Genomic DNA, 14050 nt, shown 5'->3' with positions numbered 1-14050 from the left:
GTAAGTATTAACTATCTTTGCCACATCCTCATCATTAAAAGCCCGATTACGGCGATTTACCATATAGCCCAACTCAGAAGCATCAATAAATAACACCTCCCCCCTACGGCTTCTTACTTCCTCGCCTTTTGGGAGAGCGTTAAGGTGAGGGTTGCTTTTTGCACGACTTAGAAACCATAAACAAGCAGGAATCCCCGTATTATAGAACCCATTTGGTATCTCAGGAAGCAGTGAGTCTTTTTAAAAGTAATCGAATAAAACATAAGTTAACTTTTTGGGTGGAGTTGAATAAGGTTCTTTCAAAGTTTTTGACCAAATTTTTACATCTTTCCATCCAAGCATTAGATCTTTCAATGATCCATCTTGCTTTGACTACCACAAATCCTTTTTTTCCTTCTGATTTTTTTGTTCAGAAGAGATTTTGCCTGATTTTTCCATACGAATTTTCTTTCCAATTTGTGGATAAACTTTTTCTAATTCCCTCATGATAAAATCAGGATGATAACCCGAATCCACGAGGATCGTAATTTTATGAACATTCATGGGTTTGGCACGAAAATAATCTATGTTCTCACTCAACATCATGATTAATCCTCGATCATCGGAAACACTTGCCTTTGTGCAACAAGTGAAAAAAGGAAATCCCAGACTATCCACTGCTAAATGTCTTTTAATACCATTGGTGAGTTTATACCTACAAAATCCTTTACTCTCTACTCCTGCACTACAAGTATTTTGTACTGCTTGAGAATCAATGATTATTAATCGAGTCCAAGTGGATTTTTTTTTACTTTTTCCCTTAGTTGCTTATGAAGCTCACACATCACCATTTCAAAGATACCCTCTTTTTTCCAGTTTTTATAATGCCAGTAAACTGTAGAATAAGGCGGTAAATCCTTGGGTAAATCAGACCAATTACAGCCATTTTTGAGTTGATAAAAAATACCATCCCAAATTTGTCTTTTAGACCACTTTGGTGGACAAGTTCGTTTCTTTTTTGGTAACAGAGGTTTGATTACTTCCCATTCTTCATCACTTAGACTGCTAGAATATGCCATCCTTCTATTTCTCTATGTTTTCATCTCAATATTCTACTAGATACCAAATGGGTTCTATAAGTAGTCTCATTACTCTCCTGCCCATAAATTGAAATATCATCTAAACGTCCTTGGTGGGCTTGAATAAACTTCTCACTCTGAACAAACATTCCCCCCGAACCGCAACAGGGGTCAAACACACGCCCACTATAAGGCTCTAACATCTCGACTAATAATCGTACGATACTTTCTGGGGTGTAAAACTGCCCTCCCTTCTTCCCTTCAGCTAAAGCAAACTGCCCAAGGAAATATTCATATACCCTACCCAAAACATCCTGAGCCTGTGCTTCGGCATCCCCTAAAGTGACAGAACCAATTAAATCAATTAATCCTCCCAGTGATGCTTGGTCTAGTTTTTGTTGACCATATACCTTGGGTAAAATACCTTTTAATCTTTTACTATTCTCCCTCTCAATCAACTCCATGGCATCATCTACAATCTTACCGATGGTAGGTTGTTTAGCTTGTCCTTGGATATATGACCATCTCGCCTGTGGAGGTACGAAAAAGATATTCTCTGCTACATATTCATCTTTATCTTCAGGGTCTGCCCCTTCATAAACTCCTTCCCCTAATAACAGCTTCTGGTGTAGTTCTTCAAAGGCATCTGAGATATATTTTAGGAAGATTAAACCAAGGACAATGTGCTTATATTCCGCTGCGTCAATATTCTTACGGAGTTTATCAGCTGTCTTCCATAACTTCTGTTCAAAGGTATCGCTATTATTGGCTGTCTGTTTCTTTTTGGGCATAAATTTGATTGGTCAAATGATAATCTTATCAGGATTTAAGAGGGTTTACTAGCTATCTGATATGGGCTAATATTTACTATCTTTGTACAATGGACATTTTTCTTGACTGTTTTTCTTGACTGATAGAATAACAGATTCCTCCCATCGTTGTAGCTACACTGCCCCCTCTTTAGATAAAGTTATCCCACTGAACTACGCCACTTTACCTAACGTCAGTTCGGCTTAAAGCAATTTTATCGTTATTTCCATGAAACTATAGGGTTTTTAGGTGACGAAAAAATAGTACTTTCAGCTTATCCCGAACTCAGGTTACCTATTGGTTTTTTGTCTATCCATCATTAGAAATAGGAAATTCTCAACAACATTGGGTTAAATTTTATTTCCTAATCACTACTACTAGAATCACCTCTTGCATTGGATCGACTTTCTAATGCAGCTTTCAAGCATTCGATTACTCTTGATGCACTACCAACCATATCACTTTTTTCGTCAGTATCATTATCAATATTAATCGTTTTTATCATCTTTGCCAATTCTTCTGTAATCTTAATTAGTTCTTCTAGTCCATTAGTTGTTACATCTGATTTAGGACTGTTATCAATATCAACACCACTATCAATTACCCTCGTATAAGTCAATATATCTTCCTCAAGGGCGATCGGTAATCTCATCAACTTAGTTTTCCCTGATTTCCATTTCGGCTTGAACTGGTGGGGCTTGATATTTTCTAATGATTTGGGATTATATTGACGATTCATAGCACCATATAGTTATTTTTTCTTACTAATAAATAATGTAACAATTATATCACCTGTTGCAAACGTTACAGTAGCCTGTTACAAGTGAATTATACATAATTAATTAAAAATGCTCTTTTTGTAAAGAAACTTAAAGGATTAAATTAATATAAAATTAAATAGTTTATTATTTATTAACATGATAGCTTAAGGTATGATATTGTACAAAGTAATCTTTGTTACAAGCGATAGATAAAATGATAGAATATTGCAAGTTATATTATCCTAATAGTCTAATTTTGGAGGCAAGAATATTAATTTGAATAATAAAAAGAGAGGTTTTAACTCTCTAGTATCCAAAAATAGAGAATGGTGATTTCTCTTAAAATCACCAACCCTTTTTTGTGTACAATTATTGAAGAGGTGCGCCAACACCTCATACAGCAAACTTTTATACACTAAGGCTCTTAGAGAGCGGAAATAAAATTAACTTAAATAAATGATAACAAATAATAGTGACGTACGCCCAAACAATGGGGATTTTTTGGCTACTTGTTCAACATCCGTTGACAACATCATTAGCCACTATGAAAAAGAAGCAAAATTAAGAGCCAAGTATTCAGAGCAATATTTAATGGATATGCCCGAAGATGAATTTAAAGCTCTGTTCCATAAATATCCAGAAAAGCCCAAAAATCTCTACTATTTCAAATTATCTTACCCTAACCAATTATCAGTTACCAGATCTATATTCCCCAATGTAAATGCTAATGGGTTGAGAAGCCTTGAAAAAGCCGTTAAGCCAAAATATGGCACTAAAAAAAATCACTGGCTACCGTATCACCTTAAACTATTCCCACAGGCAAACGGTAAATGGATATTAGTCCTTGAGGGTGAAAAACCCTGTGATTACGCCCTAAATGATGGTTATATCAGCACCTCCATCATAGGCGCTCACAGCAATAGTAAATCAGACTTTACCGTATTTAATCGTTTATTTGATGAAGCAGTAGCTAACGGCATCAAAGGATTAGTTTATATTGCCGACCATGACGAGGCAGGTATCAAAAAAGCTATCAAATTTTATAAGGCTTACTCCGAATATCCTAATAAAAATCTCTTTGAAGTGGTTTTATTACCCACCAGTGAATTGATTAAAAAAATAGCTGGTAAAGTAGCCGATAAAGGTGATGATTATGTTGAGTTATCTAAATTAATCCCCGAAGATAAAAAAGAAGATGCGAGGAAACTACTCGAATATATTATCACCCATGAAGGGGATAACTATACCACCGAATTATTATCCTATGACCAGCAATACGATAACCTTTTTACCAAGAAGAAACAACCTAGTAAATCCCCTGTAACATTTGATGATGAAGATATAGAAATTGTCAAACAACCATGGTTACTACAAGCCCAGCATGAATTATTTAGCGGTCATTGGTTACATAACGGGATAATGTTTCATAAATATAATGGGAGTATTTATGAAGCCATAGAAGACGGCATAATTAAAAGAGATATTACCAAGTGGTGTGCCAACTATATAGATGATAAAGGCAAAAAATCCCTCGCCAGTCCTCACAATATTAAAAAAGTTTTTGACTGGTGTAAGAACTACTTTTATGTTTCACCATCAATGCTCAATTGTCAGGGTTTACCATTAAATAATGGGTACTTAGTCTCCGAGGTAAAAGACAATAAACCATACTTCACCCTCAAACCCTATAGCCCTGATGTTTACTTTACCTATCAAGGTAAAATGGACTATGACCCCCACAAAGATTTAACCCCCGCCCTAAAACTCTTAGAATGCTTAGATGAGCCTTATAAATCCCTATTCTTAGAATCAGTATCAACAATCCTTAACCCCGAGCTAATCCGCCAAAAATATGACCGCATCAGAGCCTTAATGTTAGTGGGTGAGGGTAGCAACGGTAAAGATACTCTCAGGGAAATAATTAGTTTGATTCTAGGCAAAAAAGGGATAACCAGCTGTAGCCTTAATGATTTCAAACAAAGTGATAATGGACGGGGCTTCTCCCTTCATAGATTAGCTTCCATGCCCAGAATTAATTGGAGTAGTGAAAATAAACAGATACCCATTGACTCTATCCAATCCCTTAAACAAGCAATCACAGGAGATCCAATTTCCGTGGAGGCAAAGGGTAAAGATAGGGTAGATATTGAGTTGAAAGCCTTATTTCTATTCAATAGTAATCAAGATCCAAAACTTAAGGGCGACCAAAAAGCTATCCAGTCCAGATTGGCTATTATCCCCTTTACTAAGGTTTATTCCATGACTCCCCAAAGAGGTGAGCTAAAAGCAGATCCAAAATTTAAGCATGATAAGGATTTTCTGATTAAGGAAGTAGCCCCCGCTATGCTTAATTTAATGATTATCGCTTTTGGTAATGTTTATCGCAACGGAATAAATTATCAGGCTACCTCAGACTACACCGAAAAGATTCAATTAGAAAGCAATCATTTAAGAAGGTTTGCTAAAGATATTAATTTAGAGTTTACCAACGATGACCGTGATTTGATGAAAATTGGTGAGGTATATAATCTATTAGATGAATGGTATTACGAGGAGGGATATTATGACTGGGATAATAACGGAAAAAAGCCCAAAAAAGTATGGTTAGACGATGGAGAAAAAGATGACCCTATTATTAAGAGTTCTAATAAATTTAAGCCTAGACTTTTAGAATTGTTCCCAAAAGCGACTGAGTATAAAAGAGATAGAGTTACATATATTCGTGGGATAAGAATACAAAAAAATAATGTTGACTCATTGCCTACCCCTGAAAAGCCTTTAAATAATAGCTTAGAGGGCAATTGTACTGACTCATTTTTACCCTCATTAACAGCCTCATCCATACACTCATTCACTGACTCATTCGAGCTAAATAATCATCAAAATGACTCTCTATCTAAAAATTATAATCTTGATCCAATGAGTCAAGAAATGAGTCAAGAAATGAGTCAAGAAATGAGTCAAGAAATGAGTCAAGAAATGAGTCAAGAATCTATATATAGCAATGGTTTTAGTAAAAACAATGAGTCAACACCAATAAAAAGTGGTTTACAAAAAAATCAAAAAATTAGTCAAAAAGACTTAAACATAGAAAATAGCCAAAATCATGGCTCTAACATTTTTACGAATAATCAGTCAATTAAACAGAATAAAAACGAATGGGAGACATTAATTTATACTCTTGGGAAGTTATTCACAGAGTTGAAAATAACTGATAGAGAGTCAAGGTTTAATTACATTGCTAAAGTTGTCAATTTTATTCCAACATCAATTACAGATCTTAATGATGCTCAATTAATCAAGATAGTTAATCAGTTAAGCCAAGATATAGTCATCAATGATGATATTGCCTAAGCTCTACTGGTGGTGGCTGTAGCTACTATTAGGCGGAAACGGCCTGAAACATAGGGTTCGTGTCATGAGGGGCAGTGTTCAAAAGACAAGTACAAATAAACTAATTTTTAGCCTTAATTGATAGGTTATTTAAATCAAAGTTGTCCAAGAACAGGTTATTTTAGGGGGTATTGGGTATGAATGCCAAGCCAAACTGATAATACACTCTATGTTACTTTTGCTTTGAATCTTAGTGTTGATAATCAATAATTTTTGAAGTTTAATACTACCTTTTGACTTTTTATTTACTACTTATATTAGTAATACATAAGTCCATTAAATGTAGTTCAAATAAGTAATATTTTGTAAAAGAAAATAATTGTCAATCTAAGATTATTTAGTTAGAATTAAACCTAAAATGTAAAATTAACCTACATTTGATAAACTGCATATTTGTTGACAATCATTTACTAACATATTGACATTATGGAGATTAAATAATGTTATGAATGAAAAACCATTTATTACCGTCAGTGATTTTCAGGAAAGTGACTTCGGTCTTCTTAGAAGTGTTGTAATGTTATATGACCAAATATCAGCACCTACTATGGCTTGTAAACTTATTTTAACTCAGTGTTGTTTTCCGATTAATAATGCTGAAGAAATATTGTTAATTTTTTTTAAAGACTCTGATAATTATTTAGATTTAGGTGGACATATTGTAAATTTTAAGAATGCTAAAACTTTTTTAACACCTGATATTTTTCCTATTGAAGGTGAATCTGATTTAATTGAGAAAATGTTAATAATTTTTGAACGTCAAATTAGTATTGATTCTGCATATCAAGTGCTTAAATCATTTAAAAATCTGAAAACCTATAAATTTATAGATACGGAGAAATAATTATGGCAAGGCGAAGAACAACTGTGATAGATTGTCCTAAAGATAGTTGGACAAGGGTTGCTCGAGGTTCTTTTTTAACTTTGGGAAGAACCTATGGTTTGATTTCACCGTCCTCTGCTTTTAATTGGCGTTTGCGTAGTAGTAGTCCTCCTTTTCAACAACAAGGTCAAGCAGGTATTGATGTTGAAGAACGAATAACTATCGGAGCTAATGCATTCTGGCGTTTGGATGTTTACCCTTATGAAGATATAACTATTCAGATAAGGGTAATATAGTATTTATTTTGTGTGTGTGTATCAAAAAGGGCTGATTTTCGATGGTGTCGGAACTTTTTACTCTTTATTGTCAAGATTTCATCAGATAAACCCAAAGTTTAGAAGAAAAATAGAAAGAAGTGCCAATACTTTAGTATATTCGGAACTTCTATTAATTTACTTTGCCATTTCTACACTTTCCCTAGCTTTACCCCTTTACCCCAATTTGAGGTAAACTAGGAAAAACAAATATGTACAGAATTACTGGACAGGTTGATTAAATATGTTTTCCATAGAAACCAGTTATACTCAAGCACGGGAAAATTTAGCCAGTTTACTCAATGAAGTAGAAAATGACAACAGTATAGCTGTTATCAAACGTCGTGGGCATAAAGATATTGCTCTTATCAGTGCTGAGGATTTATCAAGTTTATTGGAAACTGTTTATTTATTGAGATCTCCCTCCAACGCTCAAAGACTATTAGAAGCCTTAGAAGATTCTAAACAATGGGATAAACAACAACCTCCTTCTCCTCATACGGTGGATGATTTATGTGGGGAATTAGGGATTGAAAGGTAGAAAGAAAAACAATCGGAAAGAACAACAAAAAGCGACTAAAAGTGAGTCTATAGAAGTAAAGTCACTGTTTCCAGTTTTTCATCCTCGTTTTCGAGAGGATTTAGCATGGTGGTATCGTACGGATAAAACAAAAGCAAATAAAATTCTTGATTTAATTGAAGCTATTATGAAATCACCGTTTGAAGGTATTGGTAAACCAGAGCCACTCAAATTTTTAGACTCCAACACATGGTCACGCAGAATTGATTTAGAGCATAGATTGGTTTATCGTGTCACAGAGGAGCGTATTGACTTTTTACAAGCACGTTATCATTATGAAAAGTATTGATGGTAAAAAATATAAATTAATAATTGATTGGAGTGTTGAAGATAATTGTTTTGTCGTAGAAGTACCAGAGTTACCCGGTTGTTTTGCTGATGGAAAAACTTATGCTGAAGCAATAGCTAATGCTGAAATCATTATCCAAGAATGGATTGAGATAGCCCAAGAATTAGGTCGGAATCCCACCTTTGCGTTATAGGTAGGGATTAAAGTGCGCTGGTTATCTTACTACGGGTTTTGCATTTTCATGTTAAAGTCACTTGCTAGTTCAAAGGTGCGCTCGTTACCTCCTCCTTCTCCTTCTGGTGTTAAGATGCACTGGTTATCTGCCTCGTCTCCTTCTGTTAGTTCCTGAGTTAGTAGTGATAGTTCCCGAAGCTGATTGTGACGAGGGTATCTGCTCCATTAATTTCTTTTGAATCTCCTGCTGTTTTTCAACGGCTTCGAGTTGTTTAATCCTCTCTTTCTCCTGCACCTCAAGGGTGTTTTTTACTCCTATTGTCTTCTCCTCAAAATCATCATAGGTATCCCTTGTAAACCTAAAGTTATTAAGAATCCATGGCTTATTAGGTGCAGGTTTAATCCACTTAATCATCTCATCAGAATTATCAACCTTACTCACCACCAAACTTTTCTTACTCCTTTCAATGGCATAATAATCACCCTTATAACTCTCAGTATCCTGATTTTTGAGTAGTTGTTCCATGGTATTCCTATACTGCTCTAACCTCTTGATAAACTCATCATCAAATTCAAAACTAGGAGTAGTGGTTTGATAGTCCTCTAACCCTTTTATATCCAACACCTTACTCATCCCCTGTAGAGTATATTTCGCTCCTAAAGTATTACCCTTATAGTGACTATTTTTGTAACCATAAACAATACCGCTCTTCTTCTTGTAAACTTTGACTCCCTCTTGGTTTAGGGCTAAATCTAATTCTTGAAAATCCTTACATTGCTCCTTACTCCTATCTAAAATATCTCTCAACTCTTGTAATACTTCCGTGCCTTCAGGGCTTGATAATCCATGGTAGTTTTCCAACATCCTCAATACCCTTTCAGACTTACGGTAATCCCAATAACTAGACACACAGCTTCCGTCATGTCTTACTCTACCTGCCACAATATGGATATGCTGATGTTCCGTATCATCATGTTTCACTACCACATAAGGTACAGCAAGGGATTCCCTACCAAACATTCGCCCTTCACCCTTCCTTTTCTCCTTCTCCAACTTATCTAAATCAGGTTCTTCTTCCCCAAAGCCCATGCCATATAAATAATCATAGGAGATTGCCCTTAACTTTCTATTATCCAACTCACCTTCATTCGGGTTAAATGAGATTGTGGCGTGATATACAGGTTTTCTCATCCTCCCATTTAACTGACAACATAATTCAAATCTTTTACTAAGGGCGATCGCTGTTTTACCTGACAGGTTACTTTCTATGATTTCTTTTTCTTCCCTATCAAGTAAGTACGATATACATCGGTAGAAGTCAGCTCCTTTTATTTGCTTTGCTACGGGCATAGTTCAATTTCTTCCTCTACTTCTTCTAACACTTTACTAAAATCTTTAAACTTCTTTTGTTGCTCCAATGGTATATATTCCATCAATTCTTCAATCTGATTCCTCACCTCTCCTAACTTTAATATTGCTTTCACTTTTACTTGGCTTGGTGTCTTGGGAATCTTTCTATACAATACTGACTTAAATAAATCTGATAGAGTTATTCCTCTTTCTTCACTAAGGGCATTTGCTTTTTCCTTTTCATCTTCATTAAGGTAAACTGAACAAATAATTTTTCTAGGCAAGTTTTTTCCCTCAAAACGTCATTTTTTGGCTAAATCCACAACAAATAACCCTATTTTATTGCCTACCAATGAAAATCGGACTAGAAATTTAACAATTCGCAAAAATGGCTTGTTTAAACGAGTCCTCGTGGTTACAGCCGTTTTGGGGAGAAATGGGAGTTATTTTGTAGAGGAATGGTAAAAATGAATGAAAACCGTGTCTAATTAAGACTCTAATGGTTCAATATGAGACTAAAAAAAGACTTATTATTTTAAAATAACAAGCATTATTTTAGATTTTAGACCTTAAATGGGTGGATTATAGCCTTGTTTTAGTCCCAATAGGGTACAAAAAAATACAGAACGTTTATACTATATGAAAAAGTAACGAAAAGAAACAAAAAACCGTTTTTACTGGCGTTGGACTTTGGAGGGAGTGCGACAAAAATGATCTGGGGAGTATCACCCAAAACAATTTAATAACCCTCAACTAAAATTAAATTACTCTCAGTCCTTGGTGAGATAGTTAACTCTACAAGACTTTACACCTAACTGATTTTAAAAATATCTTCTCAACAACTTTAATCTACCCAATGAATGCCTACGATTTCTTATGGGAGATTTCAAAGAATCAATCTTAATGGCACGATAATTACATAGGCAAGTGTATCTTGAGGAACATGGACTATGGCAAATAAGAATCAGTTAAGGAATATCGGCTATCTTGATTTTGAGTTTACCCGTGAAGGTGGTGGACAACTTAGACCTACTGAATTTGGTTTAGCTTGGTGGGGAGATCAATATCTTTGTTTTAGATCTTTTACTTTTGCTCCTAACATCAAACTCCAAGAAGTACGAGCAAGCATTATAAAGACTATATCACCCTTTAAAAATATGAAAACTCTTGTTTTTTGGGATAAAACACATGATAAACAAATTCTTAAGGACTCTGGTTTAAACCTCTCAAAGTATAGTCTGCTTGATTTACAAGATGAACTTGGTAAAATAACCTTAAAAGATATAGGTGAGGAATTTCATGTTAATTCTGAGACTATACTGCAATATCTTCCTCCCCATGTAAGAAATAAAATAAAGCTATCTCTGCATAGTGCTATTGGTGACGCTTTACATATTGCTGTACTCCATAAACTATTTACTGAAAACCCATCAATTAAAACAACTACGACCTCTACCACCACTACTCAAACTACAACTACTGCTAACACCACAAAACCTGTTAGTTCCAACGCTCAACTATTTCAATATCTTGATACTCTAAACCTAACGTCATTGGTTATTCAACGTCGTGTTTCCCAGAAAACTGCATTAACACTTTGGAAGTCCGCCGTGCTTGATAACCCACATCTCAATATTCCCTACGATTCCTTTGTCCTAATCCTCAAGGCACATCTCCTCTCCTTGATTTAATTCTTAGATAACTCGTCGATCCTTGACCTTTCATTGGGTTTCTCAGGGATTAGCTTTTCTCTCCCAAAATCCGTACTACACCTTATCTCAAATTTATGTTAAAAGTAAATCCTAATCTAGATATAGCAATATATTAGAGCGTTATTGGTTGATTGGATTAGCTAGGGAGCGTGAAGGCGTGAAGTCTTTTAGCCATGCGGTTTAACTTCAAATAGATCGGTGTTATGTTATATTCCTTCACCATCATGGATGGTGTTGAAAGACGAAGCAACGCAACGCTCCACCCCCACGACAATTTATGATTACTTTGGTTTTCGGTTTGATGAGAGCGTTATGGGTTGGGTGCTTTTCTCAAATCTGTACTACACCTTTCAACAAATTTATGTTAGAAGTGACCTACAAGCTAGATATATCAATAGCTTCAGGGTTAGTCATTTATGGGAGAGGAGAGTTAATCAAGCTCCAGACACCTTATCATATATAGTTTTTAACATAAAAAAATCAGAAGGTGTAGTACAAAATTAATCAAGGCGTTTGAGGATAACGGATACGGGAATTTTTCGGGCGTTCAATTAAAATCTTTCATCTGTTCCATTTCTGGCATAGTTTTTGGGATGACATTATGACCTATCATCGCCATAATTGTTTCCTCTAAATCTCTGTCAACTTTTACCATTTCAGCTACTATTTCTGACTGTTCAGAGATGTAAATTTTACCGATGATTAATGCCCTAACTGCGTCTATTATGGGTTCTTCTTTAGTCTGAATGTTGTGCTGTTCCATATAGGCTTCTACTCCCATATCTACAAACTCATTCCATGCTTTATCTTCATTCTTTTTTCTGAATAATCTATCTATTACTCGCTTAACAATCTTTGGTTTATTCATGGTTTTAAGTGCGCTGGAAAACTTTTATTTAAAAGTAGTAATAAATACTAATATTTTAACATAATAAACTTTTTAAAAAATTATAATAAGGACAAGAAAAAGAGGAGATTAATCCTCTAGTTCAAAACAAAAAGTAAAGCCTCTGCTTGAACAGAGGTAGTAATCATGAATTTAACACGCACAGGGGATCAGTTTAACCCTGATTTAAAACTTATCACCTGTGCTGCTCTAATTGATAGTAACAATACTTAAACCCATATATAGTCTAATACTCAGTGTGGTGCGCTAATTCTAAGTTTAATGGTTCTCCGCTCAAACTTGATTCACTCAAGTGCTAATAAGTTGTTATGCAGTCATGCGAGTCAAACTAATACAGTATATGAGTTTGAGCTATGTTGGGAGCGTGTAGGAACGTAGTTTTTGCACCACCATAGGCTTCTTTACGAGGTTGCCATCAAAGGGCGTTCGTGCCTATCACGCTCGGTGATGGGCATAAAACAAGCAACGTAACGCTCCACCCATCTGAGTATTTATGAACGAGTCAACCCTTTATGGGGTGTAGCATTGAGGTACTTTTAGCATGAATTTTAGATAACCCTTAGCACGTTTTTTTAAGGTTAGTTATTAACGTCTAAATCAAGAGATAACTGTCCGATGCTGATATTACCACGCTTTCTGGTATGGTAACTCAAATGACAAGCGGTACAAAGGCAAACCAAGTTTTCTTCTCTATTATCCTCTGGTTGATAATTAGAATGATGAACCACCATAGTTATTTTGGCACGGTTCGATTTACTAAGATGAGCCGTCTTATCCCCCGGCTTAATGCACTGCACACCGCATTTTTGACACCGCCATTTAACTTTCTCCTTTTGTTTGAAGGCAATCTCATTCCAGTTATCGGGATAACGACTCTTGCTCATAGTTATTACATATTTTCACCAATGCGAAATGTCGCCCTTTCACCTTGTTGACTTTTTACCCATTCTTCAAGGAGAAAATTCACCAAGTCAGATTTATCTAAATCAATACCCTCTCGCTTAAGTTTTAGCAGTTGGTCTGCTACATCAAAATCAATTTCTTTCCTTATATAATAAGTACGACCAATCCAATCAGGATTACTACGCTTCCCCGTGGATGGTCTGCCTTTTTTCTTTGGTACTACTGACTGAGATTCTTCCTTGTTAATAGACTCCATTGATAAAGATTCTTCTTGCTCTATATTTTTACTATCTCCCTCTTGAATCTTGGTAAGATTTTCAGATTTAGTTTTATCGGTCTTCGCTTTTAAGTTTTTAGTTAAATTAGCATAGGGATTAGTCTTATTCATGAATAAATCTCCTTACCGATTTTTTGATAGTCTTTCCATGCAATTTTCCCCCGACGATCTCCCGATTCATATACAGGAACACCCATAAGAGACGCTTTTTCATAGGCAATATAACGGCGGATTTCCCCTTCAAATAGTTTCAAATCAGCATCCATTAATGCCTGTTTTGCCATTTGTCCAGTCTTTACTGGGGGTGGGTGAATCATAGTAAGTAAAATTCGATAATCTCCCCCTAAATCGTGAAGTAAATCAACGGTTTGCAAAAGAGCATCTATGGCAAGAGCTTCTGCGGAAGTAGGTAATATTAACAAGTCGCAACCATCCACTAAAGCCTTCATCTCGTCAGCATCGGGGCGCGCAGCGGTATCAATAATAATATGCTCATATTCCTGAGAATACTTAGCCGCCGCCATCAGATTAACTATTTTGAACGGTAACTGTCCTCGTTTTTCCCACGCAGTAGCTGATTGATTGGGATCTCCATCCACCAACAAGGTTTTACCAAATTGGGAAAAGTAACAAGCAAGATGCACCGCTGTAGTCGTTTTCCCTACCCCACCTTTAAATCCCGTTACGGTAATAAACAT

The 14050-nt window shown here is 35.5% G+C and carries 15 protein-coding genes and 3 pseudogenes; 7 read left to right on the top strand and 11 right to left on the bottom strand.

From position 1 onward, the window contains the following. Positions 1 to 36: 36 nt before the first annotated feature. From AA637_RS14795 to AA637_RS14775, 5 genes and pseudogenes are all read right to left on the bottom strand, one after another. A pseudogene (locus tag AA637_RS14795) lies at positions 37 to 192 on the bottom strand (hypothetical protein); the annotation flags it as partial. A gap of 28 nt (positions 193 to 220) precedes the next feature. Continuing rightward, positions 221 to 759 (bottom strand): annotated as a pseudogene (locus AA637_RS14790) (transposase). A 2-nt stretch (positions 760 to 761) separates the two neighbouring features. Then, on the bottom strand, positions 762 to 1058 hold the full coding sequence (locus tag AA637_RS14785) for a transposase (protein WP_446682652.1): 297 nt from the start codon (positions 1056 to 1058) through the stop codon (positions 762 to 764). Positions 1059 to 1111: 53 nt separating this feature from the next. Further along, positions 1112 to 1849: pseudogene (locus tag AA637_RS14780) on the bottom strand (type I restriction-modification system subunit M); the annotation flags it as partial. 383 nt (positions 1850 to 2232) lie between these two features. Continuing rightward, a complete protein-coding gene (locus tag AA637_RS14775; RefSeq protein ID WP_446684665.1) occupies positions 2233 to 2523 on the bottom strand; it encodes a hypothetical protein in 291 nt (96 codons plus the stop codon). A 562-nt stretch (positions 2524 to 3085) separates the two neighbouring features. On the opposite strand from AA637_RS14775, the gene AA637_RS14770 reads away from it, so the two are divergent. The 6 genes from AA637_RS14770 to AA637_RS14745 all read left to right on the top strand — a co-directional run bounded on the left by AA637_RS14770 (position 3086) and on the right by AA637_RS14745 (position 8221). After that, the gene (locus AA637_RS14770) at positions 3086 to 5983 is read left to right on the top strand and encodes a DUF5906 domain-containing protein (RefSeq protein WP_446684664.1); all 2898 of its coding nucleotides are present in this window, start codon (positions 3086 to 3088) and stop codon (positions 5981 to 5983) included. A gap of 484 nt (positions 5984 to 6467) precedes the next feature. Continuing rightward, positions 6468 to 6866, top strand: a complete 399-nt coding sequence (locus tag AA637_RS14765) for a hypothetical protein (protein WP_446684663.1) — start codon at positions 6468 to 6470, stop codon at positions 6864 to 6866. Between the two features lie 23 nt (positions 6867 to 6889). Continuing rightward, on the top strand, positions 6890 to 7141 hold the full coding sequence (locus AA637_RS14760; RefSeq protein WP_446684662.1) for a hypothetical protein: 252 nt from the start codon (positions 6890 to 6892) through the stop codon (positions 7139 to 7141). 262 nt (positions 7142 to 7403) lie between these two features. Next, positions 7404 to 7700, top strand: coding sequence for a type II toxin-antitoxin system Phd/YefM family antitoxin (locus AA637_RS14755; RefSeq protein WP_446684661.1), 297 nt, complete (start codon positions 7404 to 7406; stop codon positions 7698 to 7700). Continuing rightward, positions 7690 to 8028 (top strand): Txe/YoeB family addiction module toxin, encoded by a 339-nt coding sequence (locus AA637_RS14750; protein ID WP_069789430.1) that lies wholly within the window; start codon positions 7690 to 7692, stop codon positions 8026 to 8028. Before AA637_RS14755 ends, AA637_RS14750 begins: the two co-directional genes overlap by 11 nt. After that, a complete protein-coding gene (locus AA637_RS14745; RefSeq protein ID WP_069789431.1) occupies positions 8015 to 8221 on the top strand; it encodes a type II toxin-antitoxin system HicB family antitoxin in 207 nt (68 codons plus the stop codon). The genes AA637_RS14750 and AA637_RS14745 overlap by 14 nt, the downstream gene beginning before the upstream one ends. A gap of 123 nt (positions 8222 to 8344) precedes the next feature. Here AA637_RS14745 and AA637_RS14740 read toward each other — a convergent pair whose 3' ends face one another. Next, positions 8345 to 9553, bottom strand: coding sequence for a relaxase/mobilization nuclease domain-containing protein (locus tag AA637_RS14740; RefSeq protein WP_446684660.1), 1209 nt, complete (start codon positions 9551 to 9553; stop codon positions 8345 to 8347). Further along, a complete protein-coding gene (locus tag AA637_RS14735; protein ID WP_069789433.1) occupies positions 9544 to 9837 on the bottom strand; it encodes a hypothetical protein in 294 nt (97 codons plus the stop codon). The genes AA637_RS14740 and AA637_RS14735 overlap by 10 nt, the downstream gene beginning before the upstream one ends. Before the next feature lie 666 nt (positions 9838 to 10503). Here AA637_RS14735 and AA637_RS14730 point away from each other — a divergent pair. Further along, positions 10504 to 11244: a hypothetical protein gene (locus tag AA637_RS14730; RefSeq protein ID WP_446684659.1), complete on the top strand. Its 741-nt coding sequence runs from the start codon at positions 10504 to 10506 to the stop codon at positions 11242 to 11244. A gap of 568 nt (positions 11245 to 11812) precedes the next feature. Here AA637_RS14730 and AA637_RS14725 read toward each other — a convergent pair. The 4 genes from AA637_RS14725 to AA637_RS14710 all read right to left on the bottom strand — a co-directional run bounded on the left by AA637_RS14725 (position 11813) and on the right by AA637_RS14710 (position 14050). Then, positions 11813 to 12133, bottom strand: coding sequence for a hypothetical protein (locus AA637_RS14725; RefSeq protein WP_446684658.1), 321 nt, complete (start codon positions 12131 to 12133; stop codon positions 11813 to 11815). A gap of 617 nt (positions 12134 to 12750) precedes the next feature. Beyond that, positions 12751 to 13056, bottom strand: a complete 306-nt coding sequence (locus tag AA637_RS14720; RefSeq protein ID WP_446684657.1) for an HNH endonuclease — start codon at positions 13054 to 13056, stop codon at positions 12751 to 12753. Between the two features lie 5 nt (positions 13057 to 13061). Then, positions 13062 to 13463 carry a hypothetical protein gene (locus AA637_RS14715; protein ID WP_446684656.1) on the bottom strand — a complete coding sequence of 134 codons (402 nt, stop codon included), beginning with the start codon at positions 13461 to 13463 and terminating at the stop codon, positions 13062 to 13064. After that, complete coding sequence (locus tag AA637_RS14710; RefSeq protein WP_446684655.1) at positions 13460 to 14050, bottom strand: ParA family protein; 591 nt, start codon at positions 14048 to 14050, stop codon at positions 13460 to 13462. Before AA637_RS14710 ends, AA637_RS14715 begins: the two co-directional genes overlap by 4 nt.

It is taken from the genome of Cyanobacterium sp. HL-69 (assembly GCA_002813895.1).
In the GTDB taxonomy this organism is placed as follows: Bacteria; Cyanobacteriota; Cyanobacteriia; order Cyanobacteriales; family Cyanobacteriaceae; genus Cyanobacterium.
The sequence above is the reverse complement of the archived record's forward strand: the minus strand, read 5'-3'. Positions and strand labels throughout refer to the sequence as shown.

Coding starts and splice junctions, on each gene's coding strand:
- AA637_RS14785 (WP_446682652.1), bottom strand. CDS start 1,058: ATGGCATATTCTAGCAGTCTAAGTGATGAAGAATGGGAAGTAATCAAA.
- AA637_RS14770 (WP_446684664.1), top strand. CDS start 3,086: ATGATAACAAATAATAGTGACGTACGCCCAAACAATGGGGATTTTTTG.
- AA637_RS14765 (WP_446684663.1), top strand. CDS start 6,468: ATGAATGAAAAACCATTTATTACCGTCAGTGATTTTCAGGAAAGTGAC.
- AA637_RS14755 (WP_446684661.1), top strand. CDS start 7,404: ATGTTTTCCATAGAAACCAGTTATACTCAAGCACGGGAAAATTTAGCC.
- AA637_RS14745 (WP_069789431.1), top strand. CDS start 8,015: ATGAAAAGTATTGATGGTAAAAAATATAAATTAATAATTGATTGGAGT.
- AA637_RS14740 (WP_446684660.1), bottom strand. CDS start 9,553: ATGCCCGTAGCAAAGCAAATAAAAGGAGCTGACTTCTACCGATGTATA.
- AA637_RS14730 (WP_446684659.1), top strand. CDS start 10,504: ATGGCAAATAAGAATCAGTTAAGGAATATCGGCTATCTTGATTTTGAG.
- AA637_RS14725 (WP_446684658.1), bottom strand. CDS start 12,133: ATGAATAAACCAAAGATTGTTAAGCGAGTAATAGATAGATTATTCAGA.
- AA637_RS14720 (WP_446684657.1), bottom strand. CDS start 13,056: ATGAGCAAGAGTCGTTATCCCGATAACTGGAATGAGATTGCCTTCAAA.
- AA637_RS14715 (WP_446684656.1), bottom strand. CDS start 13,463: ATGAATAAGACTAATCCCTATGCTAATTTAACTAAAAACTTAAAAGCG.
- AA637_RS14710 (WP_446684655.1), bottom strand. CDS start 14,050: ATGTTTATTACCGTAACGGGATTTAAAGGTGGGGTAGGGAAAACGACT.